The sequence below is a fragment of the Burkholderia anthina genome (assembly GCF_001547525.1).
Lineage (GTDB): Bacteria > Pseudomonadota > Gammaproteobacteria > Burkholderiales > Burkholderiaceae > Burkholderia > Burkholderia semiarida.
In genome coordinates this window covers 1,242,780-1,264,422 of record NZ_CM003768.1, presented here as the reverse complement: position 1 = coordinate 1,264,422, position 21,643 = coordinate 1,242,780, and the positions used below count along the sequence as shown (strand labels likewise).

The following is a 21,643-nucleotide window of genomic DNA, read 5'->3' as shown; positions in this document are numbered from 1 at the left end:
CAGGTCTCGCGCCCGGCGCGGGCGCGGCAAGAAGTTGGCCGCGATCAGGCGCGACGCTGTTCGGGTTCTGCTTCGTCGTCCGGCAGCGCGTCGGCGCCGATGGGCGCACTGGCGCTTCGTACGGCATCCGCGAGACTGTCGGACGTGTCGTCCAGCGTCTCGTCGTCCGCAGGACGGGAGCGGGGGGCGTCGGCCCGATCGGCCTCGCCGGGCATGTCGCCGGCCGCTTCCGCTCCGTCTCCGGCAGCCGCTTCGGCGGCCGGCTTGCGATCTTCCTCGCTCGAATCCGCACGCTGCGGCTCGGGCTGCACATCGGTCGACACTGCTTCGGCGCCGACCTGTTCCGTCTGTTCCGCGTGCCCGCGATCAGCATCGAGCGTATCGCGACTCGGGAATTCCTGCGTCGACGCGACGTCTGCCGCGGCATCGCCCGGCACCTCGGCCGACTCGCCGGCGGGCACGTCAGCCTGCGCCTGCGGCACCTCGGCCGCAGCCTCGTCGGTCACCGGCACGTCGCCGTCGAAATCCATGGCCTGCTGCGCGAGCAGCGCGGCCTCGATGTTCGCGGCCGGCTCTTCGAGCGCCGGCAGGTCGTCGAGCGCCTTCAGGCCGAGATCGTCGAGGAATTGCTTGGTCGTCGCATACAGCGCCGGACGCCCGGGCACGTCGCGATGACCGATCACCTCGATCCAGCCGCGATCCTCGAGTTGCTTGACCACCTGCGTATTGACCGTGACGCCGCGAATCTCTTCGATGTCGCCGCGCGTGACGGGCTGCCGGTACGCGATGATCGCGAGCGTTTCGAGTACCGCGCGCGAATATTTCGGCGGCTTCTCGGGATGCAGGCGATCGAGATAATGACGCATCGCCGGCTTGCTCTGAAAGCGCCACCCGGTCGCCAGCGCCACCAGTTCGACACCGCGACCGGACCAATCCTGTTTCAGATCTTCGAGCAACGTGCGGACCGTGTCAGCCGACACGCCGTCGGCAAAGAGCTTGCGCAAATCGCCGAGCTTCAGCGGCTCCTGCGCACAGATCAAAGCAGTCTCGAGGACGATCTTCGCCTCTTGGGTATTCATGCAGCTAGGCCAGACCCTGTGGTCAAACGAACCGGATCAACAAACAGACGAAAGGAACGGAAGACGCGCTCGCCCGATTCTGATCGGTCATATTGATGGGAGCACGAACCGGGGGCGGCGAACCAACTTCAGGCCAGGCCCAAACCGGACGGAACAGCACGGCTCAACGACGGAACCGCGTGACTGAACGCCATATTACGCAAAATTGCCCGGTGCGTAAAGATGAGCGGAACAGGCCGCCGCCCGGGCCGCATGCCCGCTCCGGCCCCGCTTCAGCGGGCGCCGGCGCCGCGCGCGAGGAACCGGCGCAGCCGCTCCACGCCCGCGTCGAGTCGCGCCGGATCGCATGCATAGCACCAGCGCACGAACCCTTCCCCCTCGGGGCCGAACGCGCGCCCGGGCGCAAGGCCGAGGCCTGCCTCGCGCACCAGCGTCGTGCAGAACGCCAGGCTGTCGGCCGCGCCCGGCAGCCGCAGGAACAGGTACATCGCGCCCGATGGCGGCGGCACCTCGACGCCCGGCAGCGTCCGCAGCGCGGCGACCAGATGGTCGCGCGCGTCGCGCAGTGCCGAGACGAACGACCGCACGAACGGCTCGCCGTCGCGCAACGCGACCACGGCCGCGGCCTGCACGAAACCCGGCGCACACGACGTGTTGTATTCGACGAGCTTCGACAGCTCGCCCATCACCGACGTCGGCGCAACCAGCCATCCGAGCCGCCAGCCCGTCATCGCCCATGCCTTCGAGAAGGAATTCACGACCACGACGCGCTCGTCGCGCGACGCGATATCGAGGAACGACGGCGCACCGCCCTCGCCGAATGCAAGCCGCTCGTACACCTCGTCGGCGACCAGCCAGATGCCGTGACGACGGCAATGGGCAAGCACGGCCTGCTGATCGTCGCGCGACATCGTCCAGCCGGTCGGGTTGTTCGGCGAATTGATCAACAGCATCCGCGTATCGGGCGTCAGCGCCGCGAGCAACCGGCCGACGTCGAGCTGCCAGCCCGCGTCGCCGTAATCGAGCGGCACGCAGTCGACCCGCGCGCCGAGAATCTTCGGAATCTCGACGAGATTCGGCCACAACGGCGTGACCGCGACGACACGCTCGCCCGGCCCGACGAGCATCTGAGCAGCCAGCATCAGCGCATTCACACCCGAGCTCGTCACGGCGACCGTGCCGGCCGCCGTCGCGCCGTGACGCGCGCTGACGTAGGCCGCGATCGCGTCGCGCAGCGGCGCCGTGCCGAGATTGTGCGTGTAGAAGGTCGCACCCTCGCGCAGCGCCGCCGCTGCGGCGTCACGGATGAAATCCGGCGTCACGCGATCGGATTCGCCGAACCAGAACGGCAGCACGTCCGGCACGCCGAAGCCGGCGTTCGCGACTTCGCGGATCAGCGACGGGCGCAGCGCGTGCACCGCGGCGCGCGCCGCAGGCTCATCGTTCACCGGGAAAAAACCTGCGGAATGCGTCATCGAGAACCACCGCCAACGAACACGATCCACGTAGTGTACCGGCCGGCAAGCCGGGCCGGCTCACGCCGATGCGCATCAATCGAGGTCCTCGGCCCGCGCCGGCATCTGCCGCACGAGCTCCCAGATCGCCTGCGCGGCGGGCGACAACGATCGGTCGCGGCGGCGCACGAGCTCGACGGTGCGTTCGGTGCGCGGCGTGAGCGGCCGCGCGACGAGCGTCGAGCCGGCGGGCAGCGGCAGCGACAGCCATGGCTGCACGCTCACGCCGACACCGGCCTCGACCAGCCCGAACACGGTTGCCGAATGCCCGAGTTCCTGCATGACCGTCGCGTTGACGCGATGCGTGGCCAGCGCCGCATCGATCAGCGGCCGGCTGCCCGACGCATGGTCGAGCAGCACGAGGCGCTCGCCGTCCAGCGCCGCCCACGGCACCTCGGACCGCGCCGCGAGCGGATGGTCGGCGCGCGCGACAAGGCAGAACGAATCGGTCATCAACGGTTCGCAGACGAGATCGGCGACCGTCAGCGGCCCGATCACGACGCCGAAATCGACTTCGCTCGACTTCACCTTGCGCAACACGTCGCTCTGTACGTCGTCGCGCAGGCCGAGCGTCACGAACGGGAACTGCCGCTCGCACGACGCCACCACGCGCGGCATCAGCCTGCATGCGATCGTCGGGCTTGCCGCGACGATCACGCGCCCGCGGCGCTGCTCGCCGATCTCGCGGATCTCGCGCAGCGTATCGTCGAGATCGTCAAGCAGGCGCGACACGCTCGCGATCAGGTTCGCCCCGACGTCGGTCAGTTGCACGTCCCGCGTCGTGCGGTCGATCAGCTTCAGCCCGAGTTCGGCCTCGAGCTCGCGCACGCAGCGGCTGACTGCGGACTGCGTGAGCCCGATCTCGTCACCCGCCCGGCTGAAGCTCTTGAGCCGCGCGACTTCGATGAACACGCGAAGCTGGCGCAGCGTAACGTTCATCCCCTGACCTCATCAATCGTCGATATCGATGCGCGATTTTAATGCGCGAAATCGGCTTCGGTGACGAATCCGGCGTCCCTCGCCCATGTTTCGCTGCGGTGCAATACGTTCGCAAACGCACGTGACATGGGCGAATTGCACAAGATTGGTGATTGTCCCGATTTGCTCACGGGTTATTTTGGCGTCTTATACGCCCCTAGCTGACTTAGCCGTTAGCTCGCTGCCAAGCGGCTCTCGAGGGATTCACCTCCGACATGGCACGCTTCGTGCATTACCTTGCGCACAGGGTGCAGGTTTCGTCGGACGGAAGAGCAGAAACACCGCTGCCGGCCAACCGGACGCCCCCACCCGGCACTCGACGATCGAGTGCTTGAAGAGTGCGCGGCGCAGGGCAGCGCACCGGAGTTAGCTTCGCTGAGGTGAGGACATGATGCTGTTCGACGATTTGAGAGATAACGAATGGGCGCTGGTCGAGGGTCTGTTTTGCTCGGAACCCGCACGGAGTGAGCGGCGCGGCCGTCCTCGCGTGGAAGCTCGTTCGGTGGTCAACGCCGTGCTGTGGGTGCTGTCGACGGGCGAAGGCTGGTCCAAACTGCCGGGCCGCTATCCGTCCCCGCCGACCTGCCGCCGCCGCTTCGACGAATGGCAGGCGGACGGTACGCTCGCCGAAATCGTGAAGCGACTCGGCACGAGCGGCCGGCAGATTTCGCTGCGTGGACGCATCGGCGCAAGCGCGGCGAAGCCACCCGCGCCGCCGAGCCGCGATCGGTTGCGCGGCGCCTTCTGGACCAATCCGGAATCCTGGCGCGCGCCCGTCAAGATGGCGTAACGAATGCTCGATCGGGCGGCTTCGGCCGCCCGGTTTCTTTCTGCGACGCGATCTTGTTGCGCCGCATGCATTGCAGTCGATTACCGTTGTCGTGCCGCGAAACATCTATTTACCAATATTTACAGCAAGCCTGCACTCCCACGCTTACCTTAGCGACATATCAACAGGCCGCACGGACGGCTTGAAGGGAGCCCCGCCATGAAAACAATGTCACTGCTCGTTGCATGCGGCATTGTCGTTTCCGTGGCGCTCGCAGCTCCGGCCCATGCCGACGATCGCGTGAAGCCGCCCCATCGCCAGCAGGATCACCGCAACACCCTCCGCCAGCCGCCGTCCGCCAACCCGTCCAGCCGACAAACCGTGCCGCGCGGCGACTTGCGCGGCGACATCGCCAGCAACGCGCGGGCGCGGATCGGCTCTCAGTCGCCCGGCGTGCCACGCCATCCGTAGACGTCCTGCCGATTTCGAGATTTCGCGAAAGAAAATGTCCGCATCCGGGAACTGCGCCGCATGCGGCGGGTCAACATCGTTGCCATGAGCACAGCGTGGCAGCAGCAAAAGTATCCGGTACGCCCGTATCTTCGCGATACGGGCTTTTTTTGCGTCGCGGGCCCGCGTGGCGATGCACGGGGCGGGATGGAATACCGCTACAGACGGCTTTCGAGAATCGCCACGGCGCTCGCTTCGCTCAACGCGTAGTCGTCCATGCGGCGATCCGTCCAGGAAAGTAATTTCTCTTCGCGCTCGAGGCGCGAGAATTCGGCTCGACCGCTGTCGGTCAGTACGGCAATGTCGACCGGTGCATGGAAGCCCGGTGCGGGGGCAACGGTCTTCTGCCGGACCGTGTCCATCAGCCCGAGCGAACGGAGATACTCGAACACGCCCGGGCGGCGTGCCCACGGTACCTGGCGGTACTGCACTCGTCTCAATGCGTCGAGCACCGCTTCGTTGGAATACGTGGCCATCTCGATTCTTTCTTAAAGTGCAGCGACAATGCGAAGCGGCGCGCCGGGCGGGGTCTCCGCCCGCCCCAACCGCCACCGATTCTGGAGGCCGACGTTCTCCGGCGTCGCGTCAGGGCCAGATCGTCAGTCCTCCATAAAAAGACACCATACCCCAATCAAATTGATTCTGTTCGATTCATTTGTACTTCTCTTCATCGGTTTCATGCTCTGCCGCAAGCAGCGTAGAACCATTTCGATCGTCGCCGTCGCGCTGTTCTGGCTGCTGGCGACGGGCTGGCTTGCGGCGCCGCTGATCGCCTTGACCGAGGCCGGCGTCACGCCGGTCGAACATCCCGACATGCACGGGCGAACCACGCTGATCCTGATCGGCGCCGGCACGCGCCGCACCGACACCGGATTGCAGCCGCCGCCCGATGGCGTCGCGCGCATCCGCAAGGTTGCGGCGCTCTATCGCACGTGCCGGCAACAGGCCGAACGCTGTACCGTGGTGATGTCGGGCGGCGACCCGCAGCATCACGGCGACACCGAGGCGGCCGTCTACGGGCGCCAGCTCGTCGCGCAAGGCGTGGCGCCGGCCGATCTCGTGCTCGAACCGAACAGCCGCACAACCTACGAAAACGCGAAATTCACTGCATCTATACTACGCCCACAGTATGACGACGCGCGCATTCTCGTCACGTCGTCGTACCAGATGCGCCGAGCCCTGCTCGACTTCCGCCATTTCGGCATCGATCCGCAACCCGTTTATGCGAATCTCCGACGCGCGCAAACGGGCTGGCTGCCGCGCTGGCGCAACGTGGCCAACGCCGAGCAGGCGTTGCACGAACTGGTCGGGATCGCGCAATTCCACGTATATCGTTGGCTCGGCTGGTTTTGACGACATCGTCAAAATCGGCGCGAAAATCGCGGCACCATCCTCGATGGCCGACGCGTGACGAACTACGCGAAGTGTTGCGCGACTTCAACGGCGCCTTGCGTCGTGCGACGATCCGGTGCACATTGATCCGTCACTTTTGTTACACTCGACACGCACTCGATTGCAGTCGCCAGACAAAACGGCAACACTCGGGTTCATCACCACTTAGCGGAGGTAAAGCAATGAAGAAGACGTCCCTGGCTATCCTGGTAGCGATGTCGGCGCTGACTGGCGCAGCGTATGCGCAAGAGAGCACGCAGATCCAGACCATCACCGATCCGGCCAAGATCGCCGAGATCGAGCAGCGCGCCCAAGCGCTGCAACAGCAACAAGCGGCCGAAGCGGCTCAGCCGGCGGCGCAGGAAGAGCATCACCACGGCAAGAAGGCTGCGCATCACAAGGCAGCAGCGAAGAAGGCCGCCAAGAAGGCGAAGGCTGCAGACGCTGCCAGCCAGTAAGTTCGGCGGCACCGCTCCAGCGAAAAGCCGAATCCGGGCAACCGGGTTCGGCTTTTTTGGTTGCGGCGCCCGCGCGCTGTGCTAAAGTCGCGCACCGAAATTTTCCACCCGTGCGCACCCCGGTGCGGAGGACAGCATGAGCAACATTCAACTCGACATCGAGTGGACCGAAGCCGCCACTCGCAAGATCAAGCAACTGATGCCCCGCGGCTCGGACGACGCGTTCCTCGCGCTGCCGCCGATCGAGTGTCTGCCGATGGAGGGCGACGTGCTGTTCCTCGGCCCGCAAGGCAAGCAGCAGCCGTTCATCGTTGCCGAGCGCCAGTATCACCACGACGGCGACGCCGACTGGACCATCATCCTGATCCTCGACGTACCCAGCGCGTCGCACTGACGCGCCCCCGCGACCGGACACGTCCGGTCGCCCCACTCCGCCGCACTCCGCCCGACTCCGGCTCAGACGAGTTTCGACAGCACGCGGATTTCGGAACGCTCGATCCAGTCCGCGGCCGCTTCGCGATAGGCGAGAATGTGCGCGGAACGCGCGTGAGCGGCCAGCGCCTCCTCGCTCTCCCAACGCTCGACGAATACGAATCGCGCGGGCTCCCTCAGATCCCGGTGCAGGTCATACTGCAACGCACCGGCTTCGTTGCGGGTCGGCTCGACGATTCCCTCGAGCACGACGCGCAGTTTTTCCTCGGTGCCCGGCTTCGCCACGATCAGCGCCACGACTGCGATTTCCGCCATTCCCGCCTCCTTCATCCGAAAAAGTCCGAGAATACGCGCATCGCGCGCCGGCGACGCCGATACGGCATGACAACGCCACAAAAAAAATAGCCCGCGCTTCAGAGAAGCGCGGGCGAAACCGTCGCCCTACGAGGATAGGCGACGGGGCCATCGAGATCCGCACGCTGGCGCGGATCGTCATCTGTTGACCGACGCTTGTCGCGACGGCATTTGAAAGGCGTCGATACCGTTGTTCAGGCGCTCGCGGCGCATTCCGGACTCTGACGCCATCCTCCCTGCTCTAACGATTCGAACATATAAAGCAGGTTTCGTGCCAAGCATCCAATCCACCTTCACCCCATTGATTCATAAGGATAATTTTTATATCGGCGACAATGTGACACGTGTTCCGTCGTCGTAACGCGACGGATGTTACGTAACGTCACGAGGCAAGGCCGAACCACCCGAACGCGCGCCCGCGCCGGCGAGCGGCCATGAAAAAAGCCCGCCGAATGGCGGGCTTTTCAAGGGTGCGGGAAACGCCGGAATCAGCGGAGCTGATTCACGAGCAACCCCATGATCTGGCGAGCCGCCGACGACGTGTCGATCGCCCCCGAATCGTCGACGACCGCGACGCGCGTCTGATCGGCCGTGAGCGCCTTCACGTTGACGCGATACTGCTTCGCCTGCTTTTCCTTCTTGCCGTGGAACAGTTGGCTCCAGAAGCCCTGTTCGGCCGAGCTCAGATCCTTCGGATCGACGTAGCGCACGAAATACAGGCCCTTCGAGCGATCGCGATCGTCGACGGTGAAGTTCGCGCGATCGAGCGCGAGACCGACGTGCAGCCACGACCGGTCGTACGGCTCGCCGAGCGTGACTTCGGACGGCACGGCCGCTTCCGCCGCGTCGTTGCCTTGCGCCGACGTGCGCGAGACGTTCTGCGCCGCAATCGCCGCGGCAGCCTTCGACGACGCGTCGGTATCCGCCTTCTTGTCCTTCGGTACCACGTTGTCCTTGATGTTCGCGATCGGAGCCTCGCCGTTCTTCGCGCGCTGCTCGTTCTGCGCGAGCACGGCCATCAACCGCTTCAGGTATTCCGTCTCGAGCGCCGGATCGTTCGGCTTCGGTTCCCATTTGCTCGAATCGTTGTTCGCGCCGGTGATCGCCTCGCGCATGCCCTTCTGGCTGATGAACACATAAGTGCCGCCGTTCGGCGCCGAATCGAGACGCGTGCGGTACTTGTTGCGCTCGGCCGTCACGTACGAATTGCCCATCGCCTTCGAGATCACGCTGCGGATCAGGCCGTCGTTGATCTGCGGATGGGTTTCGTTCCAGTCGGTTTCCATCACGCCCTTGTCGCGCTGGTCGACCACGAGCAGGAAGCCCTGCTCCTGCCAGAAACGGCGAACCTGCGGCCAGATCGCGGCCGGCTGCTTGCCGTCGATCACGAGCCAGCTTTCCGTGCCGTCGCGCTGGATATGCATGCCGGCCACGGCCGGCGCGACGGTGTCCAGCGCAGGCGCGGCCTGCTGGACCTGCTGGAGCGCGGACAGGGAAGTCGCGCCGCCCTGGGGCGGCAGCGAACGCTGATCGGCCGTCTCGTCGAGCATGTTGGGCGGCACTGCGAGCGACGCTTCCTTCGATTTCGAATCGCTCTTGTAGTCCACTTTCGTGGGCGACGACGTACCGCAACCGGCGACGAGCGCGCCGGTGGCGAGCACTGCAGCGAACCGCATGGTAAGACGAAGATCAGTCATGTTCGGGGAATCCTCTTCCGCTAAATCACGGCGCTTTCCGTGGATCAACCTTGCATTTTACCGGGGCCGCGCTGCGATGTGCAAAAAAGCGGCGGCCAAGAAAAAACCCGCGTCAGCCTGAGCTGACGCGGGTTCTTGTCTGGTCGGGGCGAGAGGATTTGAACCTCGTCGAGCCCACGGTGGAACAAGGCTGTCCGGGGAGTGTGTCGGTCAAAACCGCCATGCCGATTGACACAGTGACATGAAGTCTAGCACGCCTCGCGTTACGGCTCTTGCCCCCGAATGAGATTCTCCGCCATCTTCGTTGCAAGGAAGTCTGCCTGAAGCATAGGCTTGATCGCCCGCCCCCACGCCTTGCGCTCATCTTCTGGCATCGCAATTGATGCACTGATCACACGTCTTTTCTCCCACTCGTCGCAGCGGTCGAACCACTCGCGAATAGTCCGAAACTCCTCACGCGTAAGATGCCCGCGCAATCCCTCCAATGCAATCATCGACGGATAGGTAACGCTGTCTTTCGCCGGCGCCTTGACGATATGGATCAATGCGGACTTCCTAAAATACCCGTCACTAGAAAGAAGCTTTGCAAGCGTCGCTTGGTGCCATTCGAGCGCACCAAAACCCGAAGACAATACCAACTGTGCGTAGTGGTTAGTAATATTCTCTTTATTTTGCTGAGGAATGACATCACTATTTTTCAGCAACATGTCAACAAAATATTCTAAAGAATATAGATATTCACCACACAATATGGCAACCGTTTCCAAAAGATCGAATTTCTGTTGCACGAGGCACGAGATGATCAATTTTTGAATTCCGGAGAATTCTGGTATGCCGGTCGCCTTGAGAACTTCAATTTCCTGCGGAATATCTATCTTCTTAAATGCATCATACTTGTCGCTGGCGGGCATAATAAATGTGCGAGCAACCCGATTATATCCCCCCGTGAGCTTCGTTACCTTCTTAATAATCGCCTCAGGAGTATCATCAGATTGCCCCGTAGATGCCTCCTCGTCCTTACTGGCAAGATATAATTTCGTCTTACCAGTGTTTAACATCAACCCATCCCTGAACAAACGGGTTGTGAGCAAGTTCATCCATCTTTGTGCCGTAATTAAATCGGGCGCGAAGATCCGAAAATCATCTACATACCTAACAAACCTGACGCCTTCGTCAATCAAATACCTATCAATATCAATGAGCGCAGCTTCTGCAATAATGCGGCTAGCAGCATTCCCGACCGGAATACCGTAACTATCCTTCTTTGACCAAAGCAACAACAAACTATTTAGCGTCGAAACGATTTGCCTATCCACACCGATACTGAGCAATGTCGACTCGACGCGGTGTATATTTATTCTGTCGTAAAAAGATGCAATATCACACTGCACAACATACTTACAAGAACCAGCGTTAGCCAATTCCTTCACGCGCTCACGCCAATCTCCATATCCTATGTTCTTGTCAAAGATCGCATTCTCATTTGGAGCAAATCGCGCCGAGAATACGATCTTCTCCGAAACCGGAATCCGCGCCCCCTCTATCTGCCGAGCAGCTTGCAGAACAATCGCAGTATATTTTGCAAGACACAGAGGATCAATTATCGCAGCCTTTCGGTAGTCAAATACATACCGATTCTTCGGCGTTAAGATATATTGAATCGGCTTAAATCCCATGCCGTTTACATCGCCACTTCTAATTTTAGCCCGAACCTCTGCGATGAGATCGGCCTTGTTGGCAACGATAAGCGCGGTTTCCAACGACTCACGCGTAATATCGCTCGGCCCGTGTGCCGCCAAATGCTCGATGCTTAGATTGCATGCGTCATCCAAGTTCATAACGTAGCGTGTATCTAGATTTATGTGGATGATCCACGCACCACTTGATGGTACGGGCCTGAGGCAGCATACGGGATGTCTCATCATTTGAGCAACAGCTCGCCTGACTGTTACGGCCTCCACTAAGGCGAGGTGAGTGGCCGCAAGATGACCCAGCTATTCCCGATCGCTCAGGGCAACCTCATTAAGTACGCGAGCATGAGCGTCACAGGCGGCCAACAGAACCGCCAGATTGTCACCGAGTGAAGCTGCAAACACTGCCGCCATCGAGTCCGCAACGACTTGCGCTGCGCTATTACATCCCTTCGATTCATCCATAATCGGACCCCAAATAAAAAACGCCCGCGTAAATGCGGGCAAGCTACAAGTGAAAACGACTATCGTTCCGCCGCGATTATCCGGGCAATCATCTGGATTTGCTGATTGAGCGGCGCTAGTTGGAGCGCCTTCTTACCCACCTTGTCGAGGTCGCCGTTGAGCGCGTTCGCCGCGATGCTTTCGAGGGTCTCCACGTTCCCCTTCCACGGACCCATTAGGTTCGCGAGCCAGGAGTTCTGGGAGAACTTCGAAGCACCGCCCCCGAGCGTCCACCCGAAGTTCGAGTTGAGCACAGGGTCCGTGAGTTTCACTGCGGCGTCCGTGTAGGACCCTGCCATACCGAGCAGACCCGAGCGCTGGATCACGTTGTACGCGAACTGCTGCGGCTCCTGGTCGCCTATGTCCTGCCCCTTTCGGAACGCCGCGATAGCGTTGATAAGGACACCAGCCGCCAGTGCCGTCCCAAGGGCAGACGCGAACCGCATGTGATCCCCGGTGACGAACCCATACTGCACACCAGCGCGGATGAAGTTGTTCGAGAACTGCATTGCCATTGTCTGGAATTGCAAGAACATCTTCCCGTACCACTTGTCCATGAGCAGCGGCTGGTTGCCGTACCCAGAGGTGTATGAGGCCCGCTTCTGCGCCTTGATAAGCGCGGACTCCAGCACGTACTTCATGTGCTCGCCGTCGCGCTCACCGAGCCACTTGGACATCCCTGGGGAGAATAGACCCTGCCGCATCTCCGAGCCGTGCTTCTCGAACAACTCGTTGAGGCGGCGAGCCTCGGGTTCCCCGATGCCCAGTGCGCCCAGTTGGGCGACCTTGCCCTTGTCGAGCGCGTCGTATCGAGAGACCCACCTCCGAATGTTGGACAGTTGGACGAGACCAGCAGTGCGCCGGATGTTGTCCGACCATCCCTTCAGCAACGACAGCTTGTTCCCGTAGTCCGCCGCCGTATTCATAGCGACCTCAATGGAGCGCGTGACTTGCCGGGTACGGCCGGTTCCGAAGCCCATGATGTCTGCGGCCTCCCCGGTGCCCAGGGAACGATCCGATGAATTCAGATGCGTCCCGGTCTCCAGGGAGCCGAGGATCATCTTGAGTTCCTCTGCGTCCTTGTCGCCCTTAGCGGCCTGCTTCAGGATGTACTGGTAGTCCCGTGCGCCCTTGAACGCGATGGACTTCAGGGCGGACCCCTTTGCCGTCAGCGCAGCCGTAGCAAGGTCCCCGATAGCCGAGAACACGAAGCCGCCCATGTAGCGCACGACGCCCATCTGGCGCAGCCGGTCTGCCGCCCACACCAGGCCGTTGTGGTCCTTCACGTCGTACTTGCCGAGGATTCGGTCGTGCGCGTGACGTACATCGTCCAGCGCAGACTTCTTCTCGGCCAGCAGAGCCTGGCGTTCCTTCGGGTCGGTTACGCTGCCGATATGTGCGTCATAGTCGTCCTGGATTTCCCGCAGGATGTCCCCGATGTCTCGGCCTTCCAAGGAGCGATGCGCCGCCAACTGGCCGCCCAGGTCCTTGTAGTAGCCCTGGAACGCGTCGTCGGCATTCCCCGCGAGGAACCCGCCGTCCACGAGCTTCCGGTACTCGTCCATGTTGAACTGAAACTGCCGCTCCTTCAGGCGGCCCGAGGTGGGCGACTTGTCGAGCAAGATGCCACGTGGTGCCCGGTCCGTCCCACGAAGGGAGTTCACGAGGTCATCGACGTACTGCGTGAGCGGGGAGAGTTGTGCGATACCCCGGCGAGCCTGGAACGCAACCTTCCGAAGCTGGCTTGCCGCCCGATCTGCTGCCCTCGCAGCGGCCCGCGCCTCCATGCCCGTCTTCTTCATCGTGTCGTATGCGAGACGCCGCGCAGCACGCGCCTCGTCCAGCGCCTGCTTCAACTCCGCAGCCGCCGCCATGTGGTCGTCCAACTCCTTGCGGAGTCCAGGTGCCAGCAGAGCGTCGCCCTCGTTGTTGACGATGGTGTTGACCTCCTTCGCTGCCGCGTCGTGCCAGCGGCGCACTTCGGCCTGCTGGTTCGCCAGAGCGTCGAAGTTGCGGTTGGCTTCCTGGAGGTCCGCCCGCGCCTCGTTGCGCTCGGCAAGTGCCTCTCGGATTTCCTCCCGCACCTTCTGAATCTCAGCGCGTGTGGTCTGCCGCTGCGCGTGTAGCTCGGCTCGTTGTTGGTTGAGCGGATTCCGTGCGCGTGCGAGTTCGGTCCCTTCGAGGTTTGCGCGGATATCCTTGAGTTCCTCCAAGACATCGCGCTTCTCCGCGAGCAGTGAGTCGCTCTTGCCCTTCAGCGCGTCCACGAGAGCCTTAGCCTCGCCCGTGTCAGCGGCGGCCTTCTGCGCATCTGCATGACGCGCACGCGCCTTGGCTACCGCTTCACCAGCCTCGTCCAGCGCGTAGCCGCCATCGGTGAGTTGGCGCTGGAGATCGGCCAGGACAGACTCGTCGCCGCCAAGACGGTTGAGCGCTGCCTGCACCTTCTCACCGGCCCGTTGCGCCCGCAGCTGCGCGGACGCGACAGACCGCAGCACGGAGCGGCGCTCGATGTCCCGTGCCGCCGTCCGCATCTCCTTCAACTTCGCGCCGCGCCAGTCCTTCTCCTGCCCCTTCAGCGTGTCCAGGATGTCAGCGGCGTGATCCTGCGCCTTCAACTGCCGCTGCTGGTAATCAGCGAGTTTCGACTGGAGGTATGCGTTCTGGAAGTCCTGCTGCTCCCCGGCCCACTGACGCAGGACGGAGTTGACCATCGTGTCGTCGCCGGACTGCTTCAGGGCGGCCCAAGACTCCGGGAGTGCCTCGTCACCTTCGACGCGGGGCCGCGCCGGGTCAGCGATGAATCCGTTCTCGCGAAGCCAGTCATCGGTCGGCTTGTCGCCCAGGTGCTCCATGAAGAAGCCTCTAAGCTTTTCTGCGTTCGCATCGACGCCGTTGTGCATCCAGCGCTGCGGCATCCCGTACCGGCCCTCCACGAGGTTCTCGGGGTCCAGCAGGCCGTGCTTGATCGCCTCGTCCTTCATGGATTCGTATGCCTCGTGGTAGGTCTTCTCGGCCTCGTACACACGGCGGTGGACAGTCTTGGCCTGGTCGAGCGAAAGCCCGTCGGCCGTGAGCCGGTCCATGACCGCCTTGGAGATCACCTCGTTCGTCGCCTGCGCGTTCGAGCCGTACTGGATCAGCGCGACCGCATCGTTAAACGCCTTCTGCGAGACAGCGTTGATGTCCTTGGACCCTTGGGTGAGCGTGTTGACCACGTTGCCTACACCCGTGCGAGCGCCTGATTGGCCCAGATCAGCATTGGCGGCCTGGTAGATCGAGGAGACCTTGTGCCGCACGTTCTGCATCTGCTGCTCGTAGACCGTCTTCAGGGTCTCAGCTTCGAGGCCCGTGGACTTACCCTCGGCCATCGCACGCGTCAGGAGGCCGCCCGTGTCCATCAGGCGGAGCATCGAGTCTCGCGTCAGCGCATTCGAATACCCGCCGAGCCGCTGGAGTGGCGTGTAGCTGCCGAGCTTCGTGGCCCAGTCCACCGCACGGGCGATGGGGTTCTTCGACGTGGCGATGAGCGTGTCGGTGTCCGCAGTGGCGCGAGCCGCACCGATGGAGTCCGCGCCGAACGCGTAGCCTTCCTCGGGCAGCTGGCCGATGTGGTGCTCGTTTATGGGAATCGGATTGTCGAGGTTGTCCGGATGCAGCCCGTCGCGGATCGCGGCCATGTTGTCCGGCGTGGCGTGACGGAATACCGCGCCGAGGCCAGCGCCTAGCGACATGCCGACCCCGATGTTCATGAACGCTTCCTCAGCGGTCTGCGTGTCGTTGAGTGCGTACACGCCACCCTGTTGTGTGCCGATGTCGAGACCGCCGAAAACTGCGCCGCGTGCAGCGCTTGCGGCTAGGCCCGACCCGAGGCGGGCCGTGGTCAGGGCAGCTGCGCCTTCGGCCACGGGAGCCAGGAGGAGCGTCGCGTCGAGCATCGCGACGGGCATGGTCACCACGGTTTGCCAGGTATCAGCAGCAGCCAGAGTCTCGCGGTCTTTGATGTTCTGGCGTTGCGCGGCGGCCCACGACTCGAAAGCGGCCTGTGAGTCCACACTGTTGAACGTGATCGACCCGCCCGTCACCAGCGGCAGAAGGTCCTTGTACTGGTCCCTGTTCTGCTCGATGAAGGCGTAGGGATTGAACGAGCGGTCCGATTGCGCCTGGATGTCCGCGTCGCGGTAGTTGTTGATAAGCGACGCGACGCTCGTACTCTGCCGCCACATCGCAGCAGCCACGTCCATCGTGTCCGGGCGCGTCAGGTGCGTGTACTCAACGTCCTCGGGGACGTAGCCCGTCTGGGCCGGTTTGAGCGGTACGCCAGAGTCGGCGGGGACCGCCTCGACCACATTTTGATATTCACCAATACTTGTCATAGTGTGAGTGCAATTTATGTTTCTATCAGTCCCCCTCCTCGCCGTCTTCCTTGCAGGCTGGATTGGGTGGGAGGATGGAGCCAGAGGGCGACTACAGGGTCCCTGAGCGGTTCCAATGGATTCGTTATCGGTAAGCAGTCCAATATATTTCCAGGCAACATGGGATGTCTCAGGCGATGCCACTCATTGATAAACAATGGGGCTATCTTTGATGGGGGCTATGTACTGCTGCATTAGAGACAACCAATGCAAGCCTTGCTGTCTCCACCTCCTAGCTAATCATAGGGACGGCCCCGGTGCTCTCTACCTGTGCTGATTTATTCGGCCACTGGGCCGCCCATGTCGTCAGGATTTGGCGGGGGTGATGAGAGGCGCACTGGCAGCCTCGTGAGGTCCGGAGTTAACGAGCAGTGGCGCGGGACGTCCAGCGGCTCAGGGGGTGCTGTACGCAAGCCGCAGGCGGATGCTTGAGCTTCTCTCGACGGATGTACATGTGCAGCATGAGATCATGGGCCGCCATATCCTTTCCTGCTGCCATGTCGCGCTCGAAGCGGGCCAGTAGGTCAGTGGCGCTCAGGTCATTCTTTCGGACGTTGCAGGTCCCGCAGAGATACGCGACGTTCCCCGGCTTGTACGGTAGCGCGGTGTCGATACGGTCCAGATGCAGCGACAGGAAATCGGACGGACGACTACCGCAGCATGCGCATTGGCTGGTCTGGATGGAGTCGAGATAATCCGGCGTCAAGTTGACGACAGGACCACGCCTGCGGGCGTCGCGTATGTCATTGGACGCCCAATTGTCCCGGTGATAGCTGGCCTGATACTCCCGGCGCTTATCGCGGTTGGCTACGTAATAGCGGGCCTGGCAAGCCTTGCACGGGCCGCATAGCCCATCGCGGCTCGCAGCATTCCGGCTGAATTCACTGTGCGGCTTGGTCTCGCCGCATTTGTTGCAGCGTTTGGACTCGATCATTGTATGCGTCCAGCAATGCTTCGGGCGATGGCTTGCTCCCGGAGATGCTCGGCGGCGTCGCGGGCTTTCTTGCGCTCACGTTGGTCCTTGCGCAGTGCTGCGGCTGCCGTCGGGTTCACCGCGTATCGCTTGCGCTTCTCGGTCGTCACGCATTCAATGCAGCGAGCCGCGTAGCGCGAGCGGAGCTTGGGGCTAACGCTCTTGTCCTCATAGAACGCCGTGATTGGCAAGAGCCGCCTGCAACAGCGGCATACGCGTTGCGTCGGTAGGGATGGGTTGGTCGTGAGGTATCTCATGGGGATGTCGTTTCAGCAAAAAGCAGAGGTGCGCAAATGCTCGCGCTTGCAGAGAATGCGCTGAAAAAGAAAAACCCCGCTCGATGGCGGGGTGTCGTTGCCCGGTTAGGGCCTACTACCTTGTGCGGAGTTAATCGCGTCTAGGGTCTTCTACCCTGTGCTGATTTATTCCGCGAACCCGTATTGATGCGCCAGGTCCGGGTCTAGCGGCGCGAGCATCTCGACCACCAGAGTCTTATGGAGGATTTCCTCGGAGGCCTGGTGACGCGTGTGGCTCTCAATGCCTGCGACTGCCAGAATGGCCTCCTGTTGAACCACAACGGCGGCTCCTGCGGCACGGAGGTCCCGACGACTCGCACGGACGCCGTCAGCATTCAGCAGCCGCGTTGCGGTGTCCGCTGCCCGATTGAGAACGGGCACGATATGCGCCGGGATAGCTCGTAGTGCGCCCTGGCGCTTGCCCCTCAATGCCGCTGCTGCGGGGCCTGCTGCATCGATCAGCTTCGCCTCCACGTCGGCCGGAATGCGGTAGGCGTGGATAGTTTGTTGCGCATTCTTTTTCTGCATGGCCTCTGCACCTTATTGATAGGGGCGTTACTGCCGCTCGGCGGTCGCCTCGGTCATGGCTGAATCCAGGGCGGCGTACTGCATCTCCAGGGTGTCCAGTTCCTTAGCGAGCCGCAGCATCTGGTCTTCCATCGACGCAGCCCAATGCAGCGCGAGTTCTCCAGACGGCATGCTGGCAACACCCCCGCGAGCAAAGGTAAGGGAGAGACCCGACGCTGCCCGTTCGCTTTCCGATTTCGCGAGCCACGAATGATCGCCGCTCAACCCGGCGTGAGAGAACGCAATGCGGGCACGAATCAGCTGTGTATGCGGTCCGATCATTTGGCAGCCTCCTCTGGGTTGGCGGCACTAGCGGAATTCAATGCGCGGGAGATGGTGGCAAGTCCTACGCCAAAGTGCTCCGCGAGAGATCGCACAGAGCCGCCGTGTTCCGCGTGATACGCCCTGACTTCTGCGTAATCCACGGCGTGCTTCCGCCCCTTGTACTTGCCTTCAGCTTTGGCTACGGCTATCCCTCGTGCCTGCATCTCGCGCCGGTTCAGATAGTCCGCTGCGCCCTGCGCCGCCATGAACGCTAAGAGCGCGTCGCGAATCCCGAGCCGCAATGGGTCGGTCTCTCGCCCGTCGAACACCATACCGTTGAGCGTGCATTCAACCCGGACGCCCTTCTTCATAAGGCGCTGCATAGTTTCGGCTAGTTCGCCGTAATGCCGCGAGATGCGGTCGAGCCAGCGAACCACCAGGACCCCACCCTTGCGAAGGTCGCGCTCCACGTGCTGCCACTGTTCGCGCTCGGCGGGCGGGACGTGATACCCACTCACCCCTTCATCTATGAACACATCGTCAGCGGCTATGCCCTGGGCGGCTGCGTCGGCGTACTGGCTCGCAGCCGTCTGTCCGTCGAGCGTGGATACACGCCCGTAGTAGATGCGTCTCATGTGCTACGTAACCCCGTTCCGTTGAAGTAGTGTTTCGAATTATCCAGTGTTCCGAAAATCTGTCAACTTCAACGGAACGGAAACGAATGGCCGTTGCGCGTTCGCTACAGGTATACCCAAACGGAACACCCTCAGAGGAAGCCGCCCACATACCGACTCTGGGTTCTTCGCGCCACCGCTAGAATGGAAAATCGACTAAGAGGCCAAAAATGAACGGGAGCATATTTAGCAAGGTGAGCGCAGCGGCGCTCAGCATATCCATTGCCGCCCTTGTGGGTCTCCTAGCTATCGAGCACCCGGACGCACCATTGAAGCGAGCGGCCTATGACTTCGGATGGTCTTTACCGTTACTGGCCGGGTGCGTCGTCCTCGATCACGCGATGTATATTGCGATACGGCGCGGACAGCGGCCCGATGCGCTAGTGCGATATGCACGCGTGCTCTGCTTCATAGCAGGCGGGGCATTCTGGTTTCAGGGCACTACGGCTGTGCTTCAACACTTCCCGATTCCGCCCATCCAAGTGGTCCTCATTAAATCGGTGTTCTGCGTGGTCTTGGGGATTGCGCTTATCGCGGTCTTCGGCGGCGCAAAGAAAGACGGCCGTGATTGACAGCCCGTGCTTCCCGGTCCATCTCCGCAACTTCGGGGGCCACTCGGGGCAGAATTGATCATCCGCTCCAAGACCGTTTTCGCCCCCTATGGGGGAAATTGGCTCGCGCGGCCGGGGACACCTTGTCACGCATTTCTGGGAGAAAAATGAGGCCGAGGTATCCCGGAGAACATCCGCATCCTTTCGGGTACCATACGATTGCCTAACGACTCGGGAGATATTTCAGGCATGGAGACAATCGGCTTTTTGGTCCAGGGCTCGGCTGCGACGCCCTACGAACTATCGTTCTCTAGGGACGGCAATACGATTACAGCATTTTGCTCCTGCCCAGCTGGCGAGACCGGGACGGCGTGCAAGCATCGCCTGTCGATCCTTGCCGGAGTACAGAGCGGTGTTGTCAGCGATAACACCGCTCAGGTTCAGGTGGTCGCGTCCTGGCTCCCTGGGTCAAACCTAGCGACGCGCATGGCGGAGCTAGACGACGCAGAGAAGGCAGTAGAAGCAGCAAAGAAGGCAGTGTCCGCAGCAAAGAAGCGACTAGCAGCCACAATGCTAGGCCGAAACTGACGCTTGGCCGTCGCCAGCGTCGGCGCAGTGGCGAACGCACCGACGCCAGAACTTCTACGGGCCGCCTCGTCTCTTGATCGCAATGCTCACTTTGGCGATTAGCCGTGCCGCTGCATCCATTGCTTCTGCGCTGCGTCGAGCGTCCCGCGCGGCGTTTCGGAGCAAGGCCACCGCCTTTCCGAGCGACGTAACGTCAGTGGCGCTCACTGGCCCGGTCACGCTACCGGGCTTACTACTGGCGCGGCGCATCGCTATAGCCCGCCGCCTATTCGCCCACTGCCGTATGGTCGAAGGAGTTGCCAGGCCGTCAGGCAGTTCCCCAAGCGTCTCTATGTTAGCGACCAGCCATACGGCATCCTGGCGAGTCTTGTAATTGAGATCGTCAAAGCCGTTGTCTGCGATCCATGCGGAATAGGACTGGTTCGATACGCTCCTGTGCTTGCCGATCGTCAGGGCCTCACCAACTTCTAACCACCAACGGCGGTGCGTGATCTGCGATTGTTCGCGCCGCTCTCTAGCTTTATCTCCCGGCCCACGTGATAAGGCGCGGCGGTTCGACGCATCCTTCTTGAGGTGCTCCCAAGCGTCCTGCCCACGCGCAATGATGGGGCTCCCTGATCTTTCCTGCTTCGGCATGGTCCACCTATGTGTGCTCCCGTGAAACCCGGTCTCCTAGAGTGGCGCCGTGTGGGCCGCGCATATCCACTGCTACTGGAGGCGGTTTTCGTTACAATTTCAGTCGCAGGGCCATGCTCGGCCTCTAAATAAGCAGCGACCAAGAAAATATGGACAAACGCTATCAAGTTTTCGTGAGCTCGACTTACGCCGATCTACTAGACGAACGCCAAGAAGTAATGCAAGCGCTTCTGGAACTCGACTGCATTCCCGCTGGAATGGAGCTTTTCCCTGCGGCGAACGAGGATCAATGGACCCTGATCAAGAAGGTAATCGATGACTGCGACTACTACATGGTAATCATTGCGGGGCGTTACGGGTCAATTGGGCCGGACGGCCTGAGCTATACCGAAATGGAGTACCGTTACGCACTTGAAACCGGCAAGCCAGTTTTGGGCTTTGTGCACCGAGACCCAACGACCCTCCCTGCGAAAAGGTGCGAAGCTGGCGAAGAAGGCAAGGCGAAGCTTGAGGCATTTCGTGCGCTTGCTCAAAAGAAGCTGTGTCGATTTTGGGAAAGCCCCGCAGACTTGGGAAGCCAGGTTAGTCGTAGCCTTGTGAAGCTGATAAAGAGTAGCCCTGCCGTGGGGTGGGTTCGTGGCAATCTCGTACCCGAGCAAAGTGCGACGGAGGAGATACTGAGCTTGCGCCGGCAGATTGAAGATCTACAGGCTGAACTCCAAGCGACGCGTACAACCGGCCCCGCAGGAACTGCTGAGCTCGCGCAAGGCGCCGACGAATTTAAAATTTCATATCGGTTCATTGCGTCACCATCGAGGTGGGCCCACGACGGCACTACCTATAAGGCAAGTATCACGACGGGATGGGATGAAATTTTTGCGGCTCTGTCGCCGCTGATGATTCACGAAGCGGCAGAGAGCGCACTAACCACTGCGCTCGACAAACTCGTTCGACATGTCGCGCTACCGATCTTGCAAAAGGACAGGGACCTGAAGGGACTCAATATTCTTGATGTCAAAGCTGAAGCAGAGGACTTTCAGACAATTAAGGTTCAGCTGCGTGCCCTTGGTCTTATTACCCAAAGTACGACGAAGAACCGAAGTGTAAAAGACAAAGGCTCATACTGGACGCTTACGCCCTACGGCGACACTGTCATGACGCGGTTGAGAGCAATCAAGAAGCCATAATTCACGAGGTTCAGCGCGGCCCTCATCGCTGAAAGGGATGTATCGATGTGGGCCCTGCAGCGTGAATCGCGGGGACGGCGCGGACGCCCTTTGCGCTCCCGGTTAGTGCATGAG

General features: G+C 61.6%; 19 protein-coding genes and 1 pseudogene. 7 read left to right on the top strand and 13 right to left on the bottom strand.

What is annotated here, in order from left to right; genetic code table 11:
• Nucleotides 1-44: 44 nt before the first annotated feature.
• The 3 genes from scpB to WS64_RS05800 all read right to left on the bottom strand — a co-directional run bounded on the left by scpB (nucleotide 45) and on the right by WS64_RS05800 (nucleotide 3,532).
• The gene (scpB, locus tag WS64_RS05810; RefSeq protein WP_060965970.1) at nucleotides 45-1,079 is read right to left on the bottom strand and encodes an SMC-Scp complex subunit ScpB; all 1,035 of its coding nucleotides are present in this window, start codon (nucleotides 1,077-1,079) and stop codon (nucleotides 45-47) included.
• Between the two features lie 272 nt (nucleotides 1,080-1,351).
• Nucleotides 1,352-2,554: a pyridoxal phosphate-dependent aminotransferase gene (locus tag WS64_RS05805; protein WP_060965969.1), complete on the bottom strand. Its 1,203-nt coding sequence runs from the start codon at nucleotides 2,552-2,554 to the stop codon at nucleotides 1,352-1,354.
• Between the two features lie 75 nt (nucleotides 2,555-2,629).
• Nucleotides 2,630-3,532, bottom strand: a complete 903-nt coding sequence (locus WS64_RS05800; protein WP_060318259.1) for a LysR family transcriptional regulator — start codon at nucleotides 3,530-3,532, stop codon at nucleotides 2,630-2,632.
• 430 nt (nucleotides 3,533-3,962) lie between these two features.
• On the opposite strand from WS64_RS05800, the pseudogene WS64_RS05795 reads away from it, so the two are divergent.
• Nucleotides 3,963-4,358 (top strand): annotated as a pseudogene (locus WS64_RS05795) (transposase); the annotation flags it as partial.
• Nucleotides 4,359-4,559: 201 nt separating this feature from the next.
• On the top strand, nucleotides 4,560-4,811 hold the full coding sequence (locus tag WS64_RS35160; protein ID WP_060965968.1) for a hypothetical protein: 252 nt from the start codon (nucleotides 4,560-4,562) through the stop codon (nucleotides 4,809-4,811).
• Nucleotides 4,812-5,008: 197 nt separating this feature from the next.
• Here the strand turns inward: WS64_RS35160 and WS64_RS05785 are convergent, their stop codons facing one another.
• The gene (locus WS64_RS05785) at nucleotides 5,009-5,326 is read right to left on the bottom strand and encodes a hypothetical protein (RefSeq protein WP_059575782.1); all 318 of its coding nucleotides are present in this window, start codon (nucleotides 5,324-5,326) and stop codon (nucleotides 5,009-5,011) included.
• A 160-nt stretch (nucleotides 5,327-5,486) separates the two neighbouring features.
• Between WS64_RS05785 and WS64_RS05780 the strand changes: the two genes are divergently transcribed.
• The 3 genes from WS64_RS05780 to WS64_RS05770 all read left to right on the top strand — a co-directional run bounded on the left by WS64_RS05780 (nucleotide 5,487) and on the right by WS64_RS05770 (nucleotide 7,094).
• Nucleotides 5,487-6,203, top strand: a complete 717-nt coding sequence (locus WS64_RS05780; protein WP_060965967.1) for a YdcF family protein — start codon at nucleotides 5,487-5,489, stop codon at nucleotides 6,201-6,203.
• 221 nt (nucleotides 6,204-6,424) lie between these two features.
• On the top strand, nucleotides 6,425-6,700 hold the full coding sequence (locus WS64_RS05775; protein ID WP_059575785.1) for a hypothetical protein: 276 nt from the start codon (nucleotides 6,425-6,427) through the stop codon (nucleotides 6,698-6,700).
• Nucleotides 6,701-6,836: 136 nt separating this feature from the next.
• A complete protein-coding gene (locus WS64_RS05770) occupies nucleotides 6,837-7,094 on the top strand; it encodes a hypothetical protein (protein ID WP_006486090.1) in 258 nt (85 codons plus the stop codon).
• Nucleotides 7,095-7,156: 62 nt separating this feature from the next.
• Here WS64_RS05770 and WS64_RS05765 read toward each other — a convergent pair whose 3' ends face one another.
• The 9 genes from WS64_RS05765 to WS64_RS05730 all read right to left on the bottom strand — a co-directional run bounded on the left by WS64_RS05765 (nucleotide 7,157) and on the right by WS64_RS05730 (nucleotide 18,528).
• Nucleotides 7,157-7,447: a putative quinol monooxygenase gene (locus tag WS64_RS05765; protein WP_060965966.1), complete on the bottom strand. Its 291-nt coding sequence runs from the start codon at nucleotides 7,445-7,447 to the stop codon at nucleotides 7,157-7,159.
• Nucleotides 7,448-7,974: 527 nt separating this feature from the next.
• The gene (gene bamC / locus WS64_RS05760) at nucleotides 7,975-9,183 is read right to left on the bottom strand and encodes an outer membrane protein assembly factor BamC (protein WP_059575791.1); all 1,209 of its coding nucleotides are present in this window, start codon (nucleotides 9,181-9,183) and stop codon (nucleotides 7,975-7,977) included.
• 263 nt (nucleotides 9,184-9,446) lie between these two features.
• Nucleotides 9,447-11,021, bottom strand: coding sequence for an RNA-directed DNA polymerase (locus WS64_RS32410; protein ID WP_167351610.1), 1,575 nt, complete (start codon nucleotides 11,019-11,021; stop codon nucleotides 9,447-9,449).
• Nucleotides 11,022-11,398: 377 nt separating this feature from the next.
• Nucleotides 11,399-15,754 (bottom strand): hypothetical protein, encoded by a 4,356-nt coding sequence (locus WS64_RS05750; protein ID WP_060965964.1) that lies wholly within the window; start codon nucleotides 15,752-15,754, stop codon nucleotides 11,399-11,401.
• A gap of 400 nt (nucleotides 15,755-16,154) precedes the next feature.
• Entirely contained in the window at nucleotides 16,155-16,727 is a 573-nt protein-coding gene (locus tag WS64_RS05745; RefSeq protein WP_060965963.1) for a hypothetical protein, read from the bottom strand.
• Nucleotides 16,724-16,876 carry a hypothetical protein gene (locus tag WS64_RS34205; protein WP_155720394.1) on the bottom strand — a complete coding sequence of 51 codons (153 nt, stop codon included), beginning with the start codon at nucleotides 16,874-16,876 and terminating at the stop codon, nucleotides 16,724-16,726. The genes WS64_RS05745 and WS64_RS34205 overlap by 4 nt, the downstream gene beginning before the upstream one ends.
• Before the next feature lie 312 nt (nucleotides 16,877-17,188).
• Nucleotides 17,189-17,590 carry a hypothetical protein gene (locus tag WS64_RS05740; protein ID WP_060965962.1) on the bottom strand — a complete coding sequence of 134 codons (402 nt, stop codon included), beginning with the start codon at nucleotides 17,588-17,590 and terminating at the stop codon, nucleotides 17,189-17,191.
• Nucleotides 17,591-17,617: 27 nt separating this feature from the next.
• Nucleotides 17,618-17,911, bottom strand: a complete 294-nt coding sequence (locus tag WS64_RS05735) for a hypothetical protein (protein WP_060965961.1) — start codon at nucleotides 17,909-17,911, stop codon at nucleotides 17,618-17,620.
• Nucleotides 17,908-18,528, bottom strand: coding sequence for a recombinase family protein (locus WS64_RS05730; protein WP_060965960.1), 621 nt, complete (start codon nucleotides 18,526-18,528; stop codon nucleotides 17,908-17,910). Before WS64_RS05730 ends, WS64_RS05735 begins: the two co-directional genes overlap by 4 nt.
• An 839-nt stretch (nucleotides 18,529-19,367) precedes the next feature.
• Here WS64_RS05730 and WS64_RS35635 point away from each other — a divergent pair.
• Nucleotides 19,368-19,706: an SWIM zinc finger family protein gene (locus WS64_RS35635; RefSeq protein ID WP_155720393.1), complete on the top strand. Its 339-nt coding sequence runs from the start codon at nucleotides 19,368-19,370 to the stop codon at nucleotides 19,704-19,706.
• Between the two features lie 785 nt (nucleotides 19,707-20,491).
• Nucleotides 20,492-21,529 carry a DUF4062 domain-containing protein gene (locus tag WS64_RS05720; protein WP_060965958.1) on the top strand — a complete coding sequence of 346 codons (1,038 nt, stop codon included), beginning with the start codon at nucleotides 20,492-20,494 and terminating at the stop codon, nucleotides 21,527-21,529.
• Nucleotides 21,530-21,643 lie beyond the last annotated feature (114 nt).

What these genes read in the sequence shown, in the direction of transcription:
- WS64_RS35160 (WP_060965968.1), top strand. Translation starts at nt 4,560, where the DNA reads ATGAAAACAATGTCACTGCTCGTTGCATGCGGCATTGTCGTTTCCGTG.
- bamC (WP_059575791.1), bottom strand. Translation starts at nt 9,183, where the DNA reads ATGACTGATCTTCGTCTTACCATGCGGTTCGCTGCAGTGCTCGCCACC.
- WS64_RS05785 (WP_059575782.1), bottom strand. Translation starts at nt 5,326, where the DNA reads ATGGCCACGTATTCCAACGAAGCGGTGCTCGACGCATTGAGACGAGTG.
- scpB (WP_060965970.1), bottom strand. Translation starts at nt 1,079, where the DNA reads ATGAATACCCAAGAGGCGAAGATCGTCCTCGAGACTGCTTTGATCTGT.
- WS64_RS05765 (WP_060965966.1), bottom strand. Translation starts at nt 7,447, where the DNA reads ATGGCGGAAATCGCAGTCGTGGCGCTGATCGTGGCGAAGCCGGGCACC.
- WS64_RS05750 (WP_060965964.1), bottom strand. Translation starts at nt 15,754, where the DNA reads ATGACAAGTATTGGTGAATATCAAAATGTGGTCGAGGCGGTCCCCGCC.
- WS64_RS05730 (WP_060965960.1), bottom strand. Translation starts at nt 18,528, where the DNA reads ATGAGACGCATCTACTACGGGCGTGTATCCACGCTCGACGGACAGACG.
- WS64_RS35635 (WP_155720393.1), top strand. Translation starts at nt 19,368, where the DNA reads ATGGAGACAATCGGCTTTTTGGTCCAGGGCTCGGCTGCGACGCCCTAC.
- WS64_RS05745 (WP_060965963.1), bottom strand. Translation starts at nt 16,727, where the DNA reads ATGATCGAGTCCAAACGCTGCAACAAATGCGGCGAGACCAAGCCGCAC.
- WS64_RS05740 (WP_060965962.1), bottom strand. Translation starts at nt 17,590, where the DNA reads ATGCAGAAAAAGAATGCGCAACAAACTATCCACGCCTACCGCATTCCG.
- WS64_RS05775 (WP_059575785.1), top strand. Translation starts at nt 6,425, where the DNA reads ATGAAGAAGACGTCCCTGGCTATCCTGGTAGCGATGTCGGCGCTGACT.
- WS64_RS05735 (WP_060965961.1), bottom strand. Translation starts at nt 17,911, where the DNA reads ATGATCGGACCGCATACACAGCTGATTCGTGCCCGCATTGCGTTCTCT.
- WS64_RS05770 (WP_006486090.1), top strand. Translation starts at nt 6,837, where the DNA reads ATGAGCAACATTCAACTCGACATCGAGTGGACCGAAGCCGCCACTCGC.
- WS64_RS05720 (WP_060965958.1), top strand. Translation starts at nt 20,492, where the DNA reads ATGGACAAACGCTATCAAGTTTTCGTGAGCTCGACTTACGCCGATCTA.
- WS64_RS32410 (WP_167351610.1), bottom strand. Translation starts at nt 11,021, where the DNA reads ATGAACTTGGATGACGCATGCAATCTAAGCATCGAGCATTTGGCGGCA.
- WS64_RS05805 (WP_060965969.1), bottom strand. Translation starts at nt 2,554, where the DNA reads ATGACGCATTCCGCAGGTTTTTTCCCGGTGAACGATGAGCCTGCGGCG.
- WS64_RS05800 (WP_060318259.1), bottom strand. Translation starts at nt 3,532, where the DNA reads ATGAACGTTACGCTGCGCCAGCTTCGCGTGTTCATCGAAGTCGCGCGG.